This is a genomic window from Pseudomonas sp. RA_5y_Pfl1_P24, assembly GCF_963970945.1.
Lineage (GTDB): Bacteria > Pseudomonadota > Gammaproteobacteria > Pseudomonadales > Pseudomonadaceae > Aquipseudomonas > Aquipseudomonas tritici.
Map to the genome: position 1 here is coordinate 76,157 of NZ_CAXAOJ010000004.1, position 20,399 is coordinate 96,555.

General features: G+C 59.9%; 17 protein-coding genes. 11 read left to right on the plus strand and 6 right to left on the minus strand.

Going from position 1 to position 20,399, the window contains the following annotated elements:
- Positions 1–43: 43 nt before the first annotated feature.
- Complete coding sequence (locus AACY30_RS07275) at positions 44–2,545, plus strand: LuxR C-terminal-related transcriptional regulator (RefSeq protein ID WP_339540072.1); 2,502 nt, start codon at positions 44–46, stop codon at positions 2,543–2,545.
- Here AACY30_RS07275 and AACY30_RS07280 read toward each other — a convergent pair.
- Complete coding sequence (locus AACY30_RS07280; RefSeq protein WP_339470673.1) at positions 2,542–3,417, minus strand: helix-turn-helix transcriptional regulator; 876 nt, start codon at positions 3,415–3,417, stop codon at positions 2,542–2,544. The two genes, AACY30_RS07275 and AACY30_RS07280, sit on opposite strands and share 4 nt — an antisense overlap.
- Positions 3,418–3,555: 138 nt before the next feature.
- Between AACY30_RS07280 and AACY30_RS07285 the strand changes: the two genes are divergently transcribed.
- Positions 3,556–4,458, plus strand: coding sequence for a DMT family transporter (locus AACY30_RS07285; RefSeq protein ID WP_339470674.1), 903 nt, complete (start codon positions 3,556–3,558; stop codon positions 4,456–4,458).
- A gap of 22 nt (positions 4,459–4,480) precedes the next feature.
- On the opposite strand, the gene norR is transcribed toward AACY30_RS07285, so the two are convergent.
- A complete protein-coding gene (gene norR, locus AACY30_RS07290; protein ID WP_339540073.1) occupies positions 4,481–6,025 on the minus strand; it encodes a nitric oxide reductase transcriptional regulator NorR in 1,545 nt (514 codons plus the stop codon).
- 147 nt (positions 6,026–6,172) lie between these two features.
- Between norR and hmpA the strand changes: the two genes are divergently transcribed.
- The 8 genes from hmpA (at position 6,173) to ptaA (ending at position 14,930) form a co-directional block, all read left to right on the plus strand.
- The gene (hmpA, locus tag AACY30_RS07295) at positions 6,173–7,354 is read left to right on the plus strand and encodes an NO-inducible flavohemoprotein (protein WP_339540074.1); all 1,182 of its coding nucleotides are present in this window, start codon (positions 6,173–6,175) and stop codon (positions 7,352–7,354) included.
- A 198-nt stretch (positions 7,355–7,552) separates the two neighbouring features.
- Complete coding sequence (locus tag AACY30_RS07300; RefSeq protein WP_339540075.1) at positions 7,553–8,059, plus strand: disulfide bond formation protein B; 507 nt, start codon at positions 7,553–7,555, stop codon at positions 8,057–8,059.
- Positions 8,060–8,852: 793 nt separating this feature from the next.
- On the plus strand, positions 8,853–9,794 hold the full coding sequence (gene cyoA / locus AACY30_RS07310) for a ubiquinol oxidase subunit II (RefSeq protein WP_339470768.1): 942 nt from the start codon (positions 8,853–8,855) through the stop codon (positions 9,792–9,794).
- A 3-nt stretch (positions 9,795–9,797) separates the two neighbouring features.
- A complete protein-coding gene (cyoB, locus tag AACY30_RS07315; RefSeq protein WP_339420675.1) occupies positions 9,798–11,816 on the plus strand; it encodes a cytochrome o ubiquinol oxidase subunit I in 2,019 nt (672 codons plus the stop codon).
- A 3-nt stretch (positions 11,817–11,819) separates the two neighbouring features.
- Positions 11,820–12,446: a cytochrome o ubiquinol oxidase subunit III gene (locus AACY30_RS07320; RefSeq protein ID WP_017734786.1), complete on the plus strand. Its 627-nt coding sequence runs from the start codon at positions 11,820–11,822 to the stop codon at positions 12,444–12,446.
- On the plus strand, positions 12,446–12,787 hold the full coding sequence (gene cyoD / locus AACY30_RS07325) for a cytochrome o ubiquinol oxidase subunit IV (protein ID WP_010206434.1): 342 nt from the start codon (positions 12,446–12,448) through the stop codon (positions 12,785–12,787). The genes AACY30_RS07320 and cyoD overlap by 1 nt, the downstream gene beginning before the upstream one ends.
- Positions 12,788–12,798: 11 nt before the next feature.
- Positions 12,799–13,686: a heme o synthase gene (gene cyoE / locus AACY30_RS07330; RefSeq protein WP_049711593.1), complete on the plus strand. Its 888-nt coding sequence runs from the start codon at positions 12,799–12,801 to the stop codon at positions 13,684–13,686.
- 149 nt (positions 13,687–13,835) lie between these two features.
- Positions 13,836–14,930 carry a pyoverdine biosynthesis transaminase PtaA gene (gene ptaA / locus AACY30_RS07335; RefSeq protein ID WP_339540076.1) on the plus strand — a complete coding sequence of 365 codons (1,095 nt, stop codon included), beginning with the start codon at positions 13,836–13,838 and terminating at the stop codon, positions 14,928–14,930.
- 73 nt (positions 14,931–15,003) lie between these two features.
- On the opposite strand, the gene AACY30_RS07340 is transcribed toward ptaA, so the two are convergent.
- From AACY30_RS07340 to AACY30_RS07350, 3 genes are all read right to left on the minus strand, one after another.
- The gene (locus AACY30_RS07340) at positions 15,004–15,723 is read right to left on the minus strand and encodes a hypothetical protein (protein ID WP_339540077.1); all 720 of its coding nucleotides are present in this window, start codon (positions 15,721–15,723) and stop codon (positions 15,004–15,006) included.
- A 172-nt stretch (positions 15,724–15,895) separates the two neighbouring features.
- Positions 15,896–17,149 (minus strand): 2-aminoadipate transaminase, encoded by a 1,254-nt coding sequence (locus AACY30_RS07345; RefSeq protein WP_339540078.1) that lies wholly within the window; start codon positions 17,147–17,149, stop codon positions 15,896–15,898.
- 89 nt (positions 17,150–17,238) lie between these two features.
- Positions 17,239–18,132 carry a LysR substrate-binding domain-containing protein gene (locus AACY30_RS07350; protein ID WP_339470683.1) on the minus strand — a complete coding sequence of 298 codons (894 nt, stop codon included), beginning with the start codon at positions 18,130–18,132 and terminating at the stop codon, positions 17,239–17,241.
- A 144-nt stretch (positions 18,133–18,276) separates the two neighbouring features.
- Here AACY30_RS07350 and AACY30_RS07355 point away from each other — a divergent pair, with 144 nt between their 5' ends.
- Positions 18,277–19,305 carry an amino acid ABC transporter substrate-binding protein gene (locus AACY30_RS07355; RefSeq protein ID WP_339435960.1) on the plus strand — a complete coding sequence of 343 codons (1,029 nt, stop codon included), beginning with the start codon at positions 18,277–18,279 and terminating at the stop codon, positions 19,303–19,305.
- Positions 19,306–19,356: 51 nt separating this feature from the next.
- Here the strand turns inward: AACY30_RS07355 and AACY30_RS07360 are convergent, their stop codons facing one another.
- A complete protein-coding gene (locus tag AACY30_RS07360; RefSeq protein ID WP_339470686.1) occupies positions 19,357–20,370 on the minus strand; it encodes a diguanylate cyclase domain-containing protein in 1,014 nt (337 codons plus the stop codon).
- Positions 20,371–20,399: the final 29 nt, after the last annotated feature.

Sequence of the window (20,399 nt, forward strand, 5' to 3'; positions counted from 1 at the left end):
GTAGTCGCCACGTTGCATAACAATAAAAACGCAGGATGCAGCAATGACCGCCATGACACGCTGCCTGGACCGTCCTGGATTCATGCCTCGGCTGTCCGCCCACCATCTGCTGCGCCCGCGCTTGGCGGGCCCTTTGCTGGCGGCTTCGGCGCGGGTGAAGCTGTTGCGCGCGCCGGGTGGCAGTGGCAAGAGCGCGTTGCTCGCCGAGTGCGCATTGCAGGCACCCAAGGATTGCCAAGTGTATTGGTTGGCGCTCAATGGTGTTGCCCTCAGCCCTCTTGATCTGTGCCTGCGCCTGGCGCAAAGCCTCGGCTTGCCATTCACCGATGAAGCCACGTTGCTGCTGGACCTTGGCCGCTGGCACACCTCGGCGTGGGTGTTCCTCGATGACTTCTGCCGCTTGCCCGCGCCCGACACCGACGCCTTGCTCGACCGCCTGCTCACTGCCAGCAGCCCGGCGTTGAGCTGGTGGCTTGGGGCGCGGCGCCGGCCGGCGTGCAACTGGCCGCGGCTGTTGCTCGACGATGAGTTGCTGGAGTGTGGCGCCGAGTTGGCGTTTGATGCTGAGGAAATCAAGCAACTGCTCAGCCATGCGCCAGGGCAGTCCGTCGACCGTGTGTTGCAGTTCAGCGCCGGCTGGTGCGCCGGTGTGCGCATCGCGCTGCTCGGCGATGGTCACCCGGACAAAACCTTGCTCGACTATTTGCAACACGAGCTGTTCAGCACCTTGCCGACCGAGCTGGCTGAAGCCTGGCGCGTGCTGGCCCATCTGCCGCGTTTCAATACGGGGTTGTGCGAGCACCTGTTCGGCGTTGGCGACGGTGTCCAATACCTGCGGGGCTTGCAGGCCCTCGGTGCGTTTATCCAGCCTTGGGAAGACACGGGCTGGCAACAGGTTTTCCCGCCGCTGGCACAGCTGATGCGTGATGAGCCCTGGCCGGCCAAGCGCTCCTGGCACCGGCGCGCCTGCCAATGGTTCACCGCCGAACAGGACTGGCAGGCAGCATTTGAACAAGCCTTGCTGGCCGAAGAATATGAAGCCGCGGTGAGCTTGCTGAAGTACTTCAGTTTCGAGGACCTGTTCCGCCAGCAGAACGCGGTGTTGCTTTTGCGTCTGCATGAACAGCATGGCGATGAATTGATGCTCGGCTCGGCGCAACTGGTCGGGCTGGTGACGGCGGCATTGCTGTTCGCCGGGCGTTTTGACCAGGCCGCGCAATGCATCGACCAGCTTGCGCGGTTCGCTCCGCAACCGACGGCGGCGCAACAACGCTATCTGCTGGCGCGCTGGCAGGCGCAATGGGGCTGGCTGCTGCATTTGGGCGGCGATGCCGAGCGCTCTCGCGAACATTTCCTTGAGGCACTGCAAGCCTTGCCCGACAGTGCCTGGACGTCGCGGCTGATGTGCCTGTCGGGCCTGACCCAGCAAGCCTTGCTGCGTGGCGAGTTGGACGTGGCCCAGAGCCTGAGCCGTGAAGCGTTGTGCCTGGCCCGGGCCCACGGTTCGTTGCTGCTCGAGGCCTTGCTCGAACTGGATCACGCGCAATTACTGGAACAGCGCGGCGCGCCGTATCGGGCGCAAAGCCTGCTGGAAAATGTGCAGGCGATGTTGCTCGAACAGCGGCTCAAGGCCGGGCCCTTGGTCGGGCGCATTGCCCTGCGGCGCGGGCATCTGGCGTTGCGCCAGGGGCAAGACAGCCTGGCCGCCGAATGCTTCGAAACAGGCTTGAAGGTGTGCCTGCACAGCCAGGACAAGCGCGTGCTCTACGGGTTTCTCGGCTTGGCGCTGATGGCAGCCAATCGTGGCGATTACGCCCAAGCCTTTGACCAACTGCGCGAAGCCGAACGGCTGATGCAACAACGCCAGGTGCCCGACAGGGTGTATCGCGCGGTGCTGCTGTTGGTCAGCGGGCATTTCTGGTTGCAACAGGGGCGCGCTGACCTGACGGTGGAAGCGGTGCGCCGCGTACTGCGACACTTCCGGGGGCCCCAGGCCAAGCAGGCGCCGCCGGCCACCCTGGAACTGATCCCGCGCCTGGAATACCTGCTGGTGCTCGCGGAGGTGAAACTGGGCTGTGCCGAGCACCCCGTAGCACGGCTTACGGCCTTGCTGGGCAGCGCCCACCAACGCGGCATGCTCTGTCTGGAAACCGAGCTGTACCTGGTGCTCGGCGAAGTGGCCTGGCAGGTCGGCGACGCCTCCCTGGCGCGCCGTTCGCTGCAAACCGGGCTGGAGCTGGCGGAGCGTTGCCAGGTGCAGCAGGCTATTCGCGAGCTGCGGCTGCGCTCGCCGGGGGTGTTGAGCGAGCTGGGCATGGAGCCCCAAGCCTCAACGTCAGGAGCGGTCGAGAACCCACTCAGCCAGCGCGAGCTGGAAGTGCTGCAGTTGATCGCCCTGGGTAACTCCAACCTGGAAATCGCCGACCGCCTGTTTATCTCCCTGCACACCGTCAAGACCCACGCGCGGCGCATCCACAGCAAACTCGGCGTGGAGCGGCGTACGCAAGCGGTGGCCAAGGCCAAGACACTGGGGTTGATGATCTAGGTGCAGAACGCCTGGCGATACTCGCCGGGTGTGGCGCCCATGGCCTGGCGAAAGCGATGGGTGAAGTGGCTGGCGCTGGAGAAACCGCACATCAAGGCGATCTCGCCCAGGGGCAGGGCGCCGCTGCGCAGCAGGGCCTGGGCACGGGTCAATCGCCGCGCCAACAAATATTGATGGGGCGGCAGGCCGAACGTCTGGCGGAACATCCTTGCGAAATGGTACTCCGACAGCGCACACATCCCGGCCAATTGACCCAGGCTTATCGGGTCTTCCAGGTATTGGTCGATGTAGTCGACCAACAGTCGTCGCTGGTACGCCGCCAACCCGCCTTTCAGGCGTAGCCCTTCGCGCGCGCCCACCTGGCTGAGCAGGGTGTGGCTGAGCATTTCATGGGCCAGGCTGCTGGTCAGCAAGCGCTCTGCGGGTTCGTGCCAGTTCAGCGCGATCAATTGATGAAAGCGCCGGGCCTGGCTGGCGTCTTCCAGGAAGGTGCTTTCGCGCAGGTGCAAGGTGCGGGGCTCGCGGTCGAGCAGGGTGATGCAGCCCAAGGCAAACTGCTCCGGGCTGAAGTACACGTGGGCCAGGCGAATCTCGCCGTTGATCACCCATGCCGACTGATGCTCGGCGGGCAGGATGCACAGCTTGTCGGGCCCGCCCTTGGTGCCCGGCTGGTCACGCCGAAAGGTGCCGGTGCCGCCGCCGATGTAGCACGACAGCGTGTGATGGCTCGGCGCTTGATAATCCTGCGAGTCGTGGTGGTTGCTCCACAATGCTGAAGACAAGCCGTCACCGAGCTCGGCGCAGGCCTCAAGGCGTGCGTTGGGCGAGCGATTAAGGGCTTGAAAGACTTGCAGGGATTCCAGATCAGGCATGGTGAGTACTCTCCGACGCTTTGCATCCTACTCCCCGCGGTTGGCGCTGTGATCCCGTCGTCCGACAAAAGCGCAAGATTGTGCAAGAGCGCGCCACGGAGGGAGGGCCAGACTGTGGCTCAACCGATGGAGCCCGCTATGAACCTTTCCCTGTATTTACTCACCGTGCTGATTTGGGGCACCACCTGGATCGCCCTCAAGTGGCAGCTGGGCGTGGTGGCAATCCCCGTGTCCATCGTTTATCGCTTTGGCTTGGCGGCGCTGGTGTTGTTTGCGCTGTTGTTGCTCAGCCGCACGTTGCAGGTGATGAACAGGCGTGGGCACTTGATCTGCCTGGCCCAAGGGCTGTGCCTGTTCTGCGTCAACTTCATGTGCTTTCTTACGGCCAGCCAGTGGATTCCCAGTGGGTTGGTGGCGGTGGTGTTCTCCACGGCTACGCTGTGGAACGCGCTGAATGCCCGGGTGTTTTTCGGCCAGCGGGTGGCGCGTAATGTGTTGATGGGCGGCGGCCTTGGCTTGCTGGGACTGGGCTTGCTGTTCTGGCCGGAACTGGTGGGGCATACCGCCAGCCCGCAGACCTGGCTCGGCTTGGGGTTGGCGTTGCTCGGGACGATGTGTTTCTCGGCGGGCAATATGTTGTCGAGCCTGCAGCAGAAGGCCGGGCTCAGGCCGCTGACCACCAATGCCTGGGGCATGGCGTATGGTGCGGCGATGTTGGCAACGTATTGCGTGGTGCGCGGGATTCCGTTCGAGATGGACTGGAGCGCGCGGTATGTCGGCGCGTTGTGGTACCTGGTGATTCCGGGGTCGGTGATTGGGTTTACGGCTTATCTGACGTTGGTGGGTCGGATGGGGCCGGAGCGTGCGGCGTATTGCACGGTGTTGTTTCCGGTGGTGGCGCTGAATGTGTCGACGTTTGTTGAGGGGTATCAGTGGACTGCACCGGCGTTGGTGGGGTTGGTGCTGGTAATGGTGGGGAATGTGTTGGTGTTTCGGAAGGTGAAGCGTGTGAACCCTGTCTTCAAGGCACAACAAACCTAAATGTGGGAGCGAGTTGTTTGGGCTATTTGAGGCCTAGGCGCTTGGCCATTCGGCCTAGGTTGGCGCGGTCCAGGCCGAGTTCGCGGGCGGCGCTGGCCCAGTTGTGCTGGTGGCGTTCCAGGCAGGCGCTGATGATTTGGCGCTGGTAGTGCTCTGTGGCCTGGCGCAGGTCGCCGGTGACGGCGGTCACCATGTCAGTCTGTTCTTCGATCAGCGGCGCGCTGACATCGGGCAGGTCGAGGTCCCGGGCACTCAAGCTTAAAATCCTCGGACGTTCGCGACAGTTCCCCAAGGCTTTCAGCGCGCTGCGTCCGATCAAATGTTCCAGCTCTCGCACGTTGCCCGGCCAGTTATAGGCCAGCATCGCCGCCTGGGCATCGCTGGTCAGGCGCAAGCTGCCCAGGCCCATGCGTGAGCGGTTCTGTTCGAGGAAGTAGCCGGCCAGCAGCAGCACATCGCGCCCGCGTTCGCGCAGCGCCGGTACTTGCAGGGGGTACACGCTGAGTCGGTGGTAAAAGTCGGCGCGGTAGCGGCCGTTGCGCACCTCAAAGGCCAGGTCGCGGTTGGTGGCGGCGATCAGGCGCACGTCCACTTGGTGTTCCTTGTCCGAGCCCAGCCGCTGCAACTGGCCGCTTTGCAGTACCCGCAGCAGCTTGGCTTGCACCGTCAGTGACAGTTCGCCCACTTCATCCAGGAACAACGTACCGCCATTGGCCAGCTCGAATTTGCCGCGGCGCTCATTCAACGCACCGGTGAAGGCGCCGCGCACATGGCCGAACAGCTCGCTTTCCACCAGGGTTTCCGGTAGGGCGGCGCAATTGAGGCTGATCAGCGGTTTGTCCGCGCGTGTTGATGCGGCGTGGATGGCGTGGGCCACCAGTTCCTTGCCCACTCCGGTTTCGCCAGTGATCAGTACGGTCAGGTCGCTGCCACCGACCCATTTGGTCTCCTCGACCAGGCGCTTGTGGCTTTTACTTTGGCCGATCATTTCCTTGTGCTGCTGGCCGCTGGCCTGGCGGTAAATCTCGGCACGCTGGTGTTCGTCTTCGGCGCGCAAGGCCAGGCGCTCGATGCGCTCGGCTACGTTGACGGTGGCGGCGGCGAGGCTGGCGAAGGCTTGCAGGGCATCGAGTTCCACGCGTTCGAAGCGTTCGGTGTCGAGGGCATCCAGGGTCAGCAGGCCCCAGGGCTGGTCGTCGACGAACAGCGGGCAGCCCATGCAGTCGTGTACTTCCAGGTGTCCATGCAGGCCATCCACCAAGCCGTCATAGGGATCGGGCAATTCGCTGTCACTGTCAAAGCGCGTGGGGCCGGGGCTGCTCAGCAGCACGGCAAAGCGCGGATGCTCACTGACCTTGAAGCGTCGACCCAAGGTGTCGGCGCTCAAGCCATCGACGGCCAGTGGCACCAGCCATTCGCCTTCCAGGCGCAACAACGCGGCGGCATCGCAAGGGAGCAGGGCGCGCATCGCTTGCAGCAGGCGGCGGTAACGCTCGCCTTCAGGCAGTTCGCGAGACAGGTCGGCGACCAGAGGCAGCAGGGTGGTGAGCAATGAGTGCGCAGTCATAAAGACTCCTTGTAGTCTTTATGACTATAAGGTGTAGGAGGTCATACTGACTACATGTAATTTAACTGGTTGAAAAATAACGATTAATAAGTTGGCACGAATACTGAGTAATTCAGGGTAACCAGTGAAGAAGCCCAGGAGGCTCCCATGCTTAGCGCCCAAGACCGTGCCATCGTCAAATCTACCGTGCCCCTGCTGGAAAGCGGCGGCGAAGCGTTGATCACCCATTTCTACCGCGTGATGCTCTCCGAGTACCCAGAGGTTCGTCCGCTGTTCAATCAGGCGCACCAGGCCAGCGGCGACCAGCCCCGCGCCCTGGCCAAGGGTGTGTTGATGTACGCGCGGCATATCGACCAGTTGGATCAACTGGGTGATTTGGTGGCCAAGATCATCAACAAGCACGTCGCCCTGCAGATCCTGCCGGAGCATTACCCGATCGTCGGTGCCTGCCTGCTGCGGGCGATTTCCGAAGTGCTGGGCAGCGAGATCGCGACCCCCGAAGTGATGAGTGCCTGGGGCGCGGCGTACGGCCAGCTGGCGGATATCCTGATCGGCGCTGAGGCGGCGATCTATGAAGAGAAAGCCCAGGCACCCGGTGGCTGGCGTGGTGCGCGGCCGTTCCTGCTGGTCAAGCGGGTGGAGGAGAGCGACGAGATCATCTCCTTCTACTTTGCCCCGGTGGACAACGGCCCGATCCTCAATGCCGCGCCGGGCCAGTACATCGGCATGAAACTGGTACTGGATGGCGAGGAGGTGCGCCGCAACTATTCCCTGTCGGCCCTGACTGACGTGGGCCTGTACCGTATCAGCGTCAAGCGCGAAGCCGGTGGGCGGGTGTCCAACTACCTGCATAACCAGTTGCACGTCGGCGCGACCATCGACCTGTTCCCGCCGTCGGGTGAGTTCACCCTGGCGGCCAGCGATAAACCGCTGGTGCTGATCAGCGGCGGGGTCGGCATCACGCCCACCTTGCCGATGCTCGAAGCCGCCCTGGCCACCGAGCGTCCGGTGCATTTCATTCACTGCGCGCGCAATGGCGGCGTGCATGCATTCCGTGACTGGGTGGATGCCCTGGCCGCCAAGCACCCGCAGCTCAAGCGCTTCTATTGCTACGCCGAAGACGATGGTGTGAGCCCGGCGGCGGACAAGGTCGGCCTGCTCAGCCAGGAACAACTGGCCACCTGGTTGCCCGAGCAGCGCGATGTGGATGCGTACTTCCTCGGCCCCAAAGGCTTCATGGCCGCGATCAAGCGCCACCTCAAGGCCTTGGGTGTCCCCGAAAAACAAAGCCGCTACGAATTCTTCGGCCCGGCTGCCACCTTGGAATAACCCCTTTGGGGTAGCTGCAAGCTTTAAGCTGCAAGCGACAAGTAAAAGCCGGATCGAAGCCCGCTCTCACTTGACGCTTGAAGCTTGAAGCTTTTCGCTACCCCCCCCCATTAATCCCCCGTTAACCCCTCTCTGTTTAAACCACTCCCTGTGTGTAAACTTGCGGCCATTGGCACAACCAAACAAAGGGAACCGGAAATGAGTGACGAATTGCGTTTAGGCAGGGAGCGGCGCTTTCTGGTGTTGCTGGGGATCATCTGCCTGGCGTTGATCGGCGGTGCGCTCTACATGCAGGTGGTGCTGGGCGAGGCGCCATGCCCGCTGTGCATTCTGCAACGCTATGCTTTATTGCTGATCGCGATCTTCGCGTTCATCGGCGCGGCCATGCGCACCAAAGGGGCGCTCACCTTTTTCGAAGGGCTGGTGATCCTCTGCGCCCTCGGTGGTGTGGCCACAGCCGGTCACCATGTGTACACCCAGTTTTATCCACAGGTCAGCTGCGGCATTGATGTGCTGCAACCGATCGTCGATGACCTGCCCCTGGCCAAGGTGTTCCCCCTGGGTTTCCAGGTCGATGGCTTCTGCAGCACTCCGTACCCGCCTGTGCTGGGCCTGTCCCTGGCGCAGTGGGCGTTGGTCGCGTTTGTGCTGACCGTGATCCTGGTGCCGTTGGGCATTTACCGGAATCGCCAGCGCAAAGCCTGAGCCCATCCTTGAAACACCCCGGTCCTTCTTGAGGGAGGGCCGGGGTGTTTTTTGCTTGTGGGGATTTGCGAGCAGAGCGTGACGCAGGACAATGGCGAGTGCGCGCAGCATGCGACATGTTGTCACACAGAAGCGGCCGCAGGACGTTTCTGACCCGCCAAACGGCCGCTTAAATTTGCATCATGCGGCCAAGATGTGCTGTCACTTCGTGGCTCTGACAGTGGCGTGCACCTCACGCCGCTCCCGCGATTTCGTGATGTCTGAATGCCTTGTTTTATGGGGGCTTGCATCGGTTTTGCGTGCCCTTACAGACCGTAAGGACTGCCGCATATCGCCCTATAACACAGCATTTTTTGTGGTTTTTGTGAAGAATCGAACACGGTAAGATCGTGAACCTTTGCAATAAAGGTGAAGGATTATTGCTGTAATCGATAAAAATTATTTCTTTATCAGACATGGTTTATACATCGCTAGCTAACTACAATCGCCCGCACTGGATGTCCGGTGCTGTTCAATCTTTGAGCACTGGAGCGGTCGAGGGGCAGATGGATGGCTCTGTGCGACCCCAAGGTTCCGGCAGCCTTTCAACTACCCGCACCAAATGGAATTGGTCTGTAACAAGGCCTTTAGCCACGAAATCGAATAAGAACTCACCGCAGGTCCGTGAAACGTAGATTTATGGCGTGACGGGCAGGCTCTTATTCAATCGAAGAGAAATGCCAACCCTTGGCAGGGTGAAGTGTTGGCGATCAAAACCCAACTGCATTGCGCAAGCTGCTTTAGAGGTCGTGAGATGAGTAAAAACAGGTACCCCCGATTACTAGGCTTTTTGCCGCTGCTTGGCATGATGTTAATGCTGGGAGGCTGTAAGTGGACCTTGATGGACCCAAAAGGACAGATCGGTCTGGATCAACGAAACCTGATCATCACCGCCACCCTGCTGATGCTGCTGGTCGTGGTCCCTGTGATCATCATGACCTTCGCCTTCGCCTGGAAATACCGTGCGTCGAACACCAGCGCGACTTACGCGCCGAAGTGGTCGCACTCCACCAAGATCGAAATCGCGGTGTGGCTGGTTCCGATCCTCATCATCATCGCCCTGGGTTACATCACCTATAAGTCGACCCACGAGCTAGACCCTTACCGTCCGCTGGAATCCGACGTCAAGCCGATCAATATCGAAGTGGTTGCGCTGGACTGGAAGTGGCTGTTCATCTACCCGGACCTGGGTATCGCCACTGTCAACCAGATCCAGTTCCCGGAGAACACTCCGCTTAATTTCCGGATTACCTCCGACGCCGTGATGAACTCGTTCTTCATCCCAGCCCTGGGCGGTCAGATCTACGCGATGGCAGGCATGCAGACCCGACTGCACCTGATCGCCAACGAAAAAGCTGAAATGGAAGGCATCTCCGCGAACTACAGCGGCGCTGGCTTCACCGGCATGAAATTCAAAGCGATCTCGACGAGCCAGGAAGATTTCAACGCCTGGGTCGCCAAAGTCAAGGCCGCACCTAAACAGCTTGATCAAGCTGAATACGATGCCCTGACCAAACCAAGCCAGAACAACCCAGTCGCGCTGTACTCCGCGTTTGAGCCGAACCTGTTTCAGAAAATCGTCGACAAGTACGAAGGTATGAAGCCAGGCAAGCCGGTCAAGCACGAGAAGAAAGAAGTGGCCGCGGTTGAAGGTTCTGACGCGGGCTCGCATTCAACTGCTGGGGCAGAGGAGTAAACGATGTTTGGTAAATTAAGTTGGGATGCGGTCCCGTTCCACGAGCCGATTGTGATGATTACCATCGCCATGATCGCGTTGGGTGGTCTGGCACTGTTTGCGGCAATCACTTATTTCAAGAAGTGGACCTACCTGTGGACCGAGTGGCTGACGTCGGTCGACCACAAGAAAATCGGCGTGATGTACATCATCGTCGCCATGGTCATGTTGCTGCGTGGTTTTGCCGACGCCATCATGATGCGTACCCAATTGGCCATGGCCACCGAGGGTTCGCCTGGTTACCTGCCGCCTGAACACTATGACCAGATCTTCACCGCCCACGGTGTGATCATGATCATCTTCATGGCGATGCCTTTCTTCACTGGCCTGATGAACCTTGCAGTGCCGCTGCAGATCGGCGCGCGTGACGTGGCTTACCCGTTCCTGAACTCCCTGAGCTTCTGGCTGCTGGTTTCCGGCGTCGTGCTGATCAACCTTTCCCTGGGCGTCGGCGAATTTGCCAAGACCGGTTGGGTTGCGTATCCGCCATTGTCGGGCCTGCAATACAGCCCTGGCGTGGGTGTGGACTACTACATCTGGGCGCTACAGTTATCAGGACTCGGGACGACGCTGACGGGGGTCAACTTCTTGGCCACCGTGCTGAAAATGCGCGCCCCTGGCATGAAGCTGATGGACATGCCGATCTTCACCTGGACCTGCACCTGGGCCAACGTCCTGATCGTGGCTTCGTTCCCGATCCTGGCCGCTACCATGGCGCTGCTGTCGCTTGACCGTTACCTGGATTTCCACATTTTCACCAATGAACTTGGTGGCAATCCAATGATGTACGTGAACCTGTTCTGGGCATGGGGTCACCCTGAGGTGTACATCCTGATCCTGCCAGCGTTCGGTATCTTCTCCGAAGTGATCTCGACCTTTACCGGCAAGCGCCTGTTCGGTCACCACTCGATGGTTTACGCATCGGGCGCGATCTCTGTACTGGGCTTCATGGTTTGGCTGCACCACTTCTTCACCATGGGGTCGGGGGCCAGCGTCAACGCCTTCTTCGGCCTGGCAACGATGCTGATTTCCATCCCGACGGGGGTGAAGCTATTCAACTGGCTGTTCACCATCTACCACGGTCGTTTGCGCATGACCAGCCAGGTCCTGTGGACCCTGGGCTTCATGGTGACCTTCGCCATTGGCGGCATGACCGGCGTACTGCTGGCCATCCCGGGTGCTGACTTCGTCCTGCACAACAGCCTGTTCGTGATCGCTCACTTCCACAACGTGATCATCGGTGGTGCTGTATTCGGCTACATCGCTGGTTTCAGCTTCTACTTCCCGAAAGCGTTCGGCTTCAAGCTGCACGAAGGCTGGGGCAAGGCTGCATTCTGGTTCTGGATCTCGGGCTTCTTCGTCGCGTTCATGCCGCTCTATGCACTGGGCTTCATGGGCATGACCCGTCGTCTGAACGCTACCACCAACCCTGAGTGGGTACCGTACCTGTACGTTGCCATGTTCGGTGCAATCATGATCGCTGTGGGTATTGCCTGCCAGTTGATCCAGCTGTACGTGAGCATCCGTGACCGTAAGCAGAACGCTTGCGACTCCGGCGACCCATGGAACGGCCACACCCTGGAATGGTCGACGTCCTCGCCACCTCCGTTCTACAACTTCGCCGTGATCCCTACTGCGAACACCATTGATGCGTTCACCGAAGCCAAGGAAGACGGTACTGCGTACCAGAAGCCTAAGCACTACGAACCGATCCACATGCCAAGCAACACCGCCACTGGCGTGGTGATGGGTGCGCTGTTGACCGTGTTCGGTTTCGCGATGATCTGGCACATCTGGTGGCTGGCAATCGTTGGCCTGGTGGGTACCATCGGCTACTTCATTGTCCACGCTGCACGTGATGATCAAGGCTACATGGTGCCGGTCGAAACGATCGAGCGCATCGAAGCCGAGCAGCACGCTCGCCTGGTCGCCGAGAAGAAAATCCCGGCCAACCGTGTAGAAACCTCGTTGGAACAGGCTTAAACCATGTCGAACTTAGTGACCAATGCTGGACACGCCCATGTCGATGACCATGGGCACGATGACCATCACCACGACTCGGGGCCGATGACCGTTTTCGGTTTCTGGCTCTACCTGATGACCGACTGCATCTTGTTTGCGTCGATCTTCGCGGTGTACGCGGTACTGGTAAACAACGTAGCGGGTGGCCCGTCGGGCCACGACATCTTCGAACTGCCTTACGTGCTCGGCGAAACCGCCTTGCTGTTGTTCAGTTCGATCACCTACGGCTTCGCCATGTTGGCCTTCTACAAGGGCAACAAGAAGGGCGTACTGAGCTGGTTGGGTCTGACCTTCCTGTTCGGCCTGGGCTTCATCGGCATGGAGATCAACGAGTTCCATCTGCTGATCTCCGAAGGCTACGGCCCGCACCGTTCCGGCTTCCTGTCCGCGTTCTTCACGCTGGTAGGCACTCACGGTCTGCACGTGACGGCAGGCCTGCTGTGGATGGCGGTGATGATGTATCAGGTCAATAAACACGGCCTGACCAACACCAACAAGACTCGCCTGAGCTGCCTGAGCCTGTTCTGGCACTTCCTGGACGTGGTCTGGATCTGCGTCTTCACCGTTGTTTACCTGATGGGGACTCTGTAATGGCTAATGCACACTCCCATGACCATGACAGCCATGATGCGAGCCACGGCAGCGTTAAGTCGTACGCCATCGGCTTCATCCTGTCGGTAATCCTGACCCTGATCCCGTTCGGCCTGGTGATGTACCCAACCCTGCCGAAGTCGATCACGTTGATGATCGTGCTGGCGTTCGCGGTGATTCAGGTGCTGGTTCACCTGGTGTACTTCCTGCACTTGGATCGCTCGAAAGAGCAGCGCGATAACGTGATTGCGTTCGTGTTCGCAGGCTTAGTAATCCTGCTGCTGGTTGGCCTGTCGATATGGATCATGTTCAGCATCCATACGTTCATGATGGCGAAGTGAGGTAAGACCCGATGTCGCTTAAGCACTTTATCCAAATCACCAAACCGGGGATCATTTTCGGTAACGTGCTTTCTGTGGCGGGCGGTTTCTTCCTGGCCTCCAAGGGACATGTCGATCTGGCCATCTTCCTGGCTGCAATGATTGGCACATCCCTGGTGGTAGCTTCCGGATGTGTGTTCAACAACTGCATCGACCGCGACATCGACATCAAGATGGAGCGCACCAAGAACCGCGCGCTGGTCCAGGGTCTGGTTTCCCTGAAGCTGGCGCTGCTGTTCGCGACCGTCCTGGGTGTTGCCGGTGTGGTGCTGTTGTACAAGGTGGCTAACCCGCTGGCGGCGCTGTTTGCCGTGATCGGCTTTGTCATCTACGTCGGCCTCTACAGCCTGTACCTCAAGCGCAAGTCGGTTCACGGCACGCTGGTGGGCAGTCTGTCGGGGGCGATGCCTCCGGTAATTGGTTATGTGGCTGTGACCAATAGCTTCGACATGGCCGCGCTGGTGCTACTGGTGATGTTCAGCCTGTGGCAGATGCCGCATTCCTACGCCATCGCGATTTTCCGCTTCAATGACTACCTGGCTGCGTCGATTCCGGTTTTGCCGGTTAAACGTGGCATCCAGGTCGCCAAGAAACACATCCTGCTGTACATCCTGGCCTTCCTTGTGGCGACCTTGATGTTGACCTTCAGTGGCTACGCCGGCATGAGCTACCTTGCTGTCGCCGCCGCCATGGGCATGTACTGGTTGTACATGGCCTGGACCGGCTACAAGGCGGTGGATGACACCGTCTGGGCGCGCAAGCTGTTCGTGTTCTCGATCTTCACCATCACCGCGCTTAGCGTGATGATGTCCCTGGATTTCCAAGTGCCGAAAGAGCTGTTGCTGACCTACGCTCACTGAAGAGTCCCGCAGTGAAAAAGCCCCGCCTTCGAGAGAAGCGCGGGGCTTTTTCTTGGGCGTTCGGTTAAATCGGCCGACGCCTTTCTCGTCATACACTTTTGTACGAGCTGTGCGAATCCATCACCCGCCCTACAACAAGGAGTTGTCACATGGTCAGCGTTAGTCGTCGGTCCCTTCTCGCCGTAGGCGCCGCCCTGCCGTTGCTGGGGCGCATGGATTGGGCGGTTGCGGCGCCGTCGCCGGCAACGTCTGACAAGGTAAGGCTCAACTACAACGAAAGCCCCTACGGCCCTTCAGGCGCTGCGCGGCAGGCGATGCAGCGGGGCATCGCCACCTCCGGACGTTATCCTTACGGCCATATGTATGCTTTAGCCCGGCTGTTTGCCCAACAGCAAGAAATTGCCGAGGAACAGGTGGCGGTATTTGCAGGCTCGATGGCGGCCTTGCGCTATGCCGTATTGGCATTCACCAGTGAAACCCGTGGCCTGGTGATGGCCGCGCCGTCCTACGAAGTGCCGCGCCAGGCGGCCGAGTCGAACAAGGCGCCGGTGAAGGAAGTCAGTCTGAGCGCCGACTACGCCCACGACATCCCGGCCATGCTCGCCGCCGATCCCCAGGCGGGCATGCTCTACCTGTGCAATCCCAATAACCCCACTGGCACTGTCACGTCTACCGAGGCCATCCGCCAGGCACTGGCAAACAAACCCAAAGGCAGTGTGCTGGTGGTGGACGAGGCCTATATCGACTTCGCCGACGTCCCCAGCGTTGTCAGTTGGGTCAAGGACCATGACGACCTGCTGGTGCTGCGCACGTTCTCGAAAATCTACGGTATGGCCGGCGCCCGTCTGGGCCTGGCAATCGGCCACCCTGCGTTGCTGGAGCGGCTGGCCGTGTTTGGCGGCGACAACGTACCGGCAGGTTCCACACTGCTCGGCGGCATTGCCAGCCTGGAAGACGTGAAACTGCTGCCGCAACGCAAGGCGCTCAATAACCTGCTGCGTGACGAGACCGTGGCCTGGCTGAAAGGCCGTGGTTTCACCTGCACCGCCTCCCAGGCCAACTGCTTCATGATCGACGTGAAGCAACCGGCGGAGCAGGTGATCGAGCAGCTGGCGGCGCAGGGCGTGCTGATCGGCCGGGTGTTTAAAAGCTGGCCGCAGTGGGTGCGGGTGACGGTGGGAGGCAAGCGGGAGATGGCACGGTTTCGCGAGGTGTTTGCAGCGCAAGTCGAACGGGTCAGTTGACACAGCACAGATCAAATGTGGGAGCAGGCAAGCCAGCTCCCACATTTGATTCTGCGGTGTAGCTTGCTACGAGTTACTGCTGAGCGATGCTGTACCCCTCAAACGCAGTCTGCTGTTGCAACGCAGTAATGACGCTTTTGCGGCTCAACGGCTGTTCTGCACCGGCGTTGTCCACAAAGCTCTCAACCGTAAGCTCCGCTTCATCGCCTTCACCCACAAAGCTGAAACCCAAAAACTCAAACGCCTCACGGTCAACGTTCAGCTTGGAGCGCGGCGTGCGCAGTGGCAGGGTTACGCTGATGCCATCCTTGCTGATCACAAACACTTCGGCTTCTTTCTTGGGCCGTGAAGCCTTGCTCTTGCCGGCGCTTGGGTTGCTGATGGCCTGGTGGCTCTGGTTCAGTACTTTCAAGGCCAGGCCGTAGACCAGCTCCTGGAACTCGGGGTCGTCCTTGAAACTCGACAGGATACGGCTGATCGAGAACTTGCTGCTCAGGTCTTCCAGGGCAGCATTGTCGGCCGCCTCGGCGTCTTTCAATTGCTTGAGCTGGCCCATCAAATCGTAGGCTTTGTCGTCGTCGAAGGCATCGTGGGCCTGGCGGATGGCCACGCGCAGTTCGCGGATCTGGTCGCTTTCCTTGGACGTATGGAACGCGTCCAGCACCATCTCGCTGATGATCTTGGCTGCTGGCACATGCTGTGAAAGATTGATGGCGTTTTCGTATTCGGCTTTGGCGTGCAAGGCGGCTACGGATTTTTCGGCGGATTCTTCGATGGTGTAGGAATCGGGCATTGAAATTTCACTACTTCAGTAAACGAGGACAAAAAAGCGTCGGGCATTTTCAGGGGGGAGGGGGATCAGGTCAAGGCAGCACAATGCCCTTATCACGACGTAACGCCGGCAGCGCCCATTGCAGCCGGACTGCCCGCCTGCAAAACAGATCTACGATAACCCCCGGCCTTCCTTACTGGGACAAGTGCCTCAGGCACGCTTCGAGGATATCCAAGCCCTCCTCCAACACCGCCGGCTCAATCGTCAGCGGTGCCAGTAAACGGATGATATGCCGCGACTTGCCGCTGGGCATTAGCAGCAACCCGGCATCCCGTGCCAGGCCCAACAGTTGAGCAAGCTGTTTCGGTGCGGGGGTGCCATCGGCGTTCGCCAGCTCGATGCCGCGCATGGCGCCGACGCCGGTCAGGCGGCCGAGGTAGGGCGTGAGGCCTTGTGCGCACCAGGCTTCATAGCGGCTGACGATGGTTTCTTGCTGTTGCGCTCCCCAAGTGTTCAGGTGCTCATCTGTCATTGCGTCAAGGGTGGCTAATGCTGCGGCACACGCAATAGGGTTGCCGGAATACGTGCCGCCCAGACCGCCCTTCGGCAGGTTGTCCATCAACGCCTTGCGCCCCACTACGGCGCCCAGCGGGACACCCCCGGCGATGCTTTTACCCAGCAGGATCAAGTCCGGTTCGATCCCCAGGCGTGAGAACGCAAAACGCTGGCCGGTACGGCCAAAGCCGGATTGGATTTCATCGGCAATCAGCAGGATGTTCTTCTCATCGCAAAAGCGCCGAAGAGCCTGGGCGAACTGGATATCTAGCGCCAGGAACCCCCCTTCGCCCTGCACCGGTTCGATAATGAAACAGGCCACATCGTTGACGTCGATTTCTACGCTGAACAGGCGGTCCATGGCTTTCAGTGCCTCAGCGCAGGTCACGTCGTTATCAGCACTGGGGTAGGGCAGGTGGAACACCGGGCCGGGCAGTACACCGACCTTTTGTTTGTAGGGCGCGACCTTGCCGTTGAGGTTGAGCGTGGCCAGGGTGCGGCCGTGGAAGGCACCGTCAAATGCAATCACCGCCGTACGGCCGGTGGCGCCGCGCACGATCTTCAGCGCATTTTCCGCCGCCTCCGCGCCGCTGTTGGTGAGCATGCCGCTGACTGGGTAGTCCACCGGGATAAACGCGCTCAGGCGCTCCATCAGTTCGATGTAGGGCGCGTGCGGGGCGGCGTTGAACGCGTAGTGGGTCAGTTTGGTCGCTTGTTCACGAATCGCCTCGACCACGCCCGGGTGGCAATGGCCGAGGTTCAGCACACCGATGCCGCCAACAAAATCGATATAGCGTTTGCCCGAGGTGTCCCAGACTTCGGCGTTTTTCCCGTGGCTGAGGCTGATGGGATGAACGATGGAAATCGACTGGCTGATGGTTTCGTGGCTCATGAATCGGGGACTCGGCAGTGACGGGCGTCTTTTTATCTAAGCTGGGCGCCCGCCCTTGTCGCAAACGAAATAAAGTCGCCGGGTCATTATTAAAAGTCGGGATGTGAGCGGACGTAGTCCACCATCCAGTTCAGGAAGGCCTTCACCTTGGGGACCTCGCCGGCATGCTCGGCATGGGCGATAAAGTGCGCGCCGCTGCTGGGCATTGCGTAGTCCCACGCAATCATCAGGCTGCCCTGGGCCAACTCTTCGGCCACCAGATACTGCGGCACCAACGCTACGCCGTAGCCCGATTGTGCTGCGCGAATGCACATGTAGAACGTGTCGAAACGCGGCCCGTGGTAGCTGTTCTGCGAGTGCAGCCCCTGTTCGAGGAACCATTCGTGCCAGGCTTCCGGGCGCGAGGTGCATTGCAGCAACGTGTGGCGCGACGAAGCATCGCTGCCTTCGGCAACAAAGCCCGGTGCGCACACCGGCACCACCGCTTCACGGAACAGCTCGATGCACGTCGCGCCCGGCCATGAGCCCTGCCCATAGAAAAACGCGATATCGGCCTTGGCCTGCAACACATCGAAAGGCTCCAGCTCGTTGCGCACATCCAGGTGGATATTCGGGTGTTTCGCCGCGAAATCCTTGAGCTTGGGCACCAGCCAGCGATCGCCGAAGGTCGGCTGGGTGGCGATGCGCAGCACTTCGGTCTCGCCGCCGTAGGTGAGGATGTAGCGGCTGGAGATGTCCACCTGGGTCAGGATTTTGTGCACTTCGGCCAGGTACAGCGACCCCGCTGGCGACAGGTACAAGCGCTGGCGGACCCGTTCGAACAGGTTGTGGCAGAGCATTTCTTCCAACTGCGCCACCTGCTTGCTGACGGCACTCTGGGTCAGGTGCAGCTCTTCGGCGGCACGGGTGAAACTCAAGTGGCGGGCGGCGGCTTCGAAGCATTGCAAGGCCGTCATCGAAGGGGTCAAGCGTTTTGAAATCATGCAGTTCATTCCAAATCGGAAGGAGCCTTTGCCTAAAGGTCGTTTGTGGCAGCGGCGTAAAGCCGTGGATACTGCCCGGCAGCACTATAAACCGGCGCGGGCAATACGGCGCCGAATAATAAGGAATGACAGGGAGAGCCTTGCATGAACTCATTCAAAATTACGTTGGCCGCGATTGGCGCCAGCGCCGTGCTTGGCCTGGCAGGCACCGCCCACGCGGGCGCAACCCTGGACGCCATCCAGAAAAAAGGCTTTATCCAATGTGGTGTCAGCGATGGGCTACCGGGCTTCGGCGTGCCCAACAGCCAGGGCAAGATGACCGGTATCGATGTGGACGTATGCCACGCAGTGGCGGCAGCCGTATTCGGCGACGCGTCGAAAGTGAAGTTCACGCAGTTGACCGCCAAGGAGCGTTTCACGGCGCTGCAGTCCGGTGAGATCGACCTGATCTCACGTAACACCACCTGGACCAGCTCCCGTGATTCGGGTATGGGCTTAGTGTTCACCGGCGTGACCTACTACGACGGCATTGGTTTTCTGGTGAACAACAAGCTGGGCGTTACTGGCGCCAAGCAATTGGACGGCGCCACCGTGTGCATCCAGGCCGGTACTACGACTGAACTCAATGTTTCCGATTACTTCCGCACCAACGGGATGAAGTACATACCGATCACCTTTGACACCGCCGACGAAAGCGCCAAGGCCCTGGAAGCCGGGCGTTGCGATGTACTCACCACCGACCAATCGGGCTTGTATGCCCAGCGAATCAAGATGGCCCACCCGGACGAGTTTGTGGTGTTGCCGGAAGTGATCTCCAAGGAACCCTTGGGGCCGCTGGTGCGTAAAGGCGATGACGAGTGGTTCAGTATCGTCAAATGGACCTTGTTCGCGATGCTCAACGCCGAGGAAATGGGCATCACCTCGCAGAATGTCGAAGAGCAGGCCAAGACCACCAAGAATCCGGACATTGCGCGGTTGCTGGGAGTTGATGGCGAATACGGCAAGGACTTGAAACTGCGCAAGGATTGGGTGGTTCAGATCGTCAAGCAAGTGGGCAACTATGGCGAAGTATTCGAGCGCAACATCGGCCAGGGCAGCGTGCTGAAAATCAAGCGCGGGCTCAATGCGCTGTGGAACAACGGCGGCATCCAATACGCGCCGCCAGTCAGATAAACGCGGTCCCGCTGTAGGCGCTGGCAAGCCTGCGCCTACAGTGAACATTGCTCATTCGGACACGCCGTCCTTCCCCGCCGCCTTGGCGCGATACAACGCCTGATCAGCGCGCGCCATCAGGGCCGCAGGGGGCTCATCCCTTAGATGCACAGCAACACCCAGGCTCAGGGTTACCTTGAAATCATCCCTTTGCGGGCGATTCCTGAACGTCTGGCGGATGTTTTCTGCCTGCGCCTTTGCGATGTCCAGCGAGGTTTGGGGCAGGACCAGCACAAACTCATCGCCGCCCCATCGGGCCAGCAGGTCATTAGGGCGGATACAACTTTCCAGGCATCCCACCACCCGCACCAAGGTCTGGTCGCCCACACCATGACCGTAGCGGTCATTGATCAGCTTGAAGTTATCGATGTCTATGGCAATCAATGCCAGCGGCAGGCGAAAGCGCTGGGCACGGTCGCATTCTTCGAGCAGCACTTTCTCCAGGCGATAGCGATTGGCAACCAGGGTCAGCGCATCCCGTTCGGCCAAGGTGCGATTTTCATCCAATTGCAGCTGCAGCTGCTGATTGACCCGCGACAGCTCGCACGTGCGTTCGGCCACCAGTGCCTCAAGCGATTGATTGCGCTTTTCCAGCTGTTCGACGGAGCATTTGCGCAGATGAATATCGCGATGGGCGCCCACCATTCGCGCCACCGAGCCGTCGGCGTTACGTGCAATCACGTAGCCGCGGTCTTCGATCCACAGGTAGCTGCCATCTTTTTTGCGGCAGCGATATTCGACTTGGTAGTGGGGGGCGCGACGGTGGATGTAGTCGTCGAACAGCTTCATCACCTGGGGGTAGTCGTCCGGGTGAATCACGTTCTCCCAGATGAACACAGTGTTCTCTAGTGCATGGCGGTGATAGCCAAGCATTTCGTACCAGCCTGGATTGCGGTAGACGAAACCTGTGTTGGCATTCCAATCCCAGATCCCGTCACTGACCAGCTCCAGAACGGTGTGTAGCATGTCGGCGTTGAAGTGAGAGAAATCTTGCTTTAACGGATTAGTGTCGGAGGTATCGTTCATCTGTGCATTCCTTGCGAGGGCAGGCATTC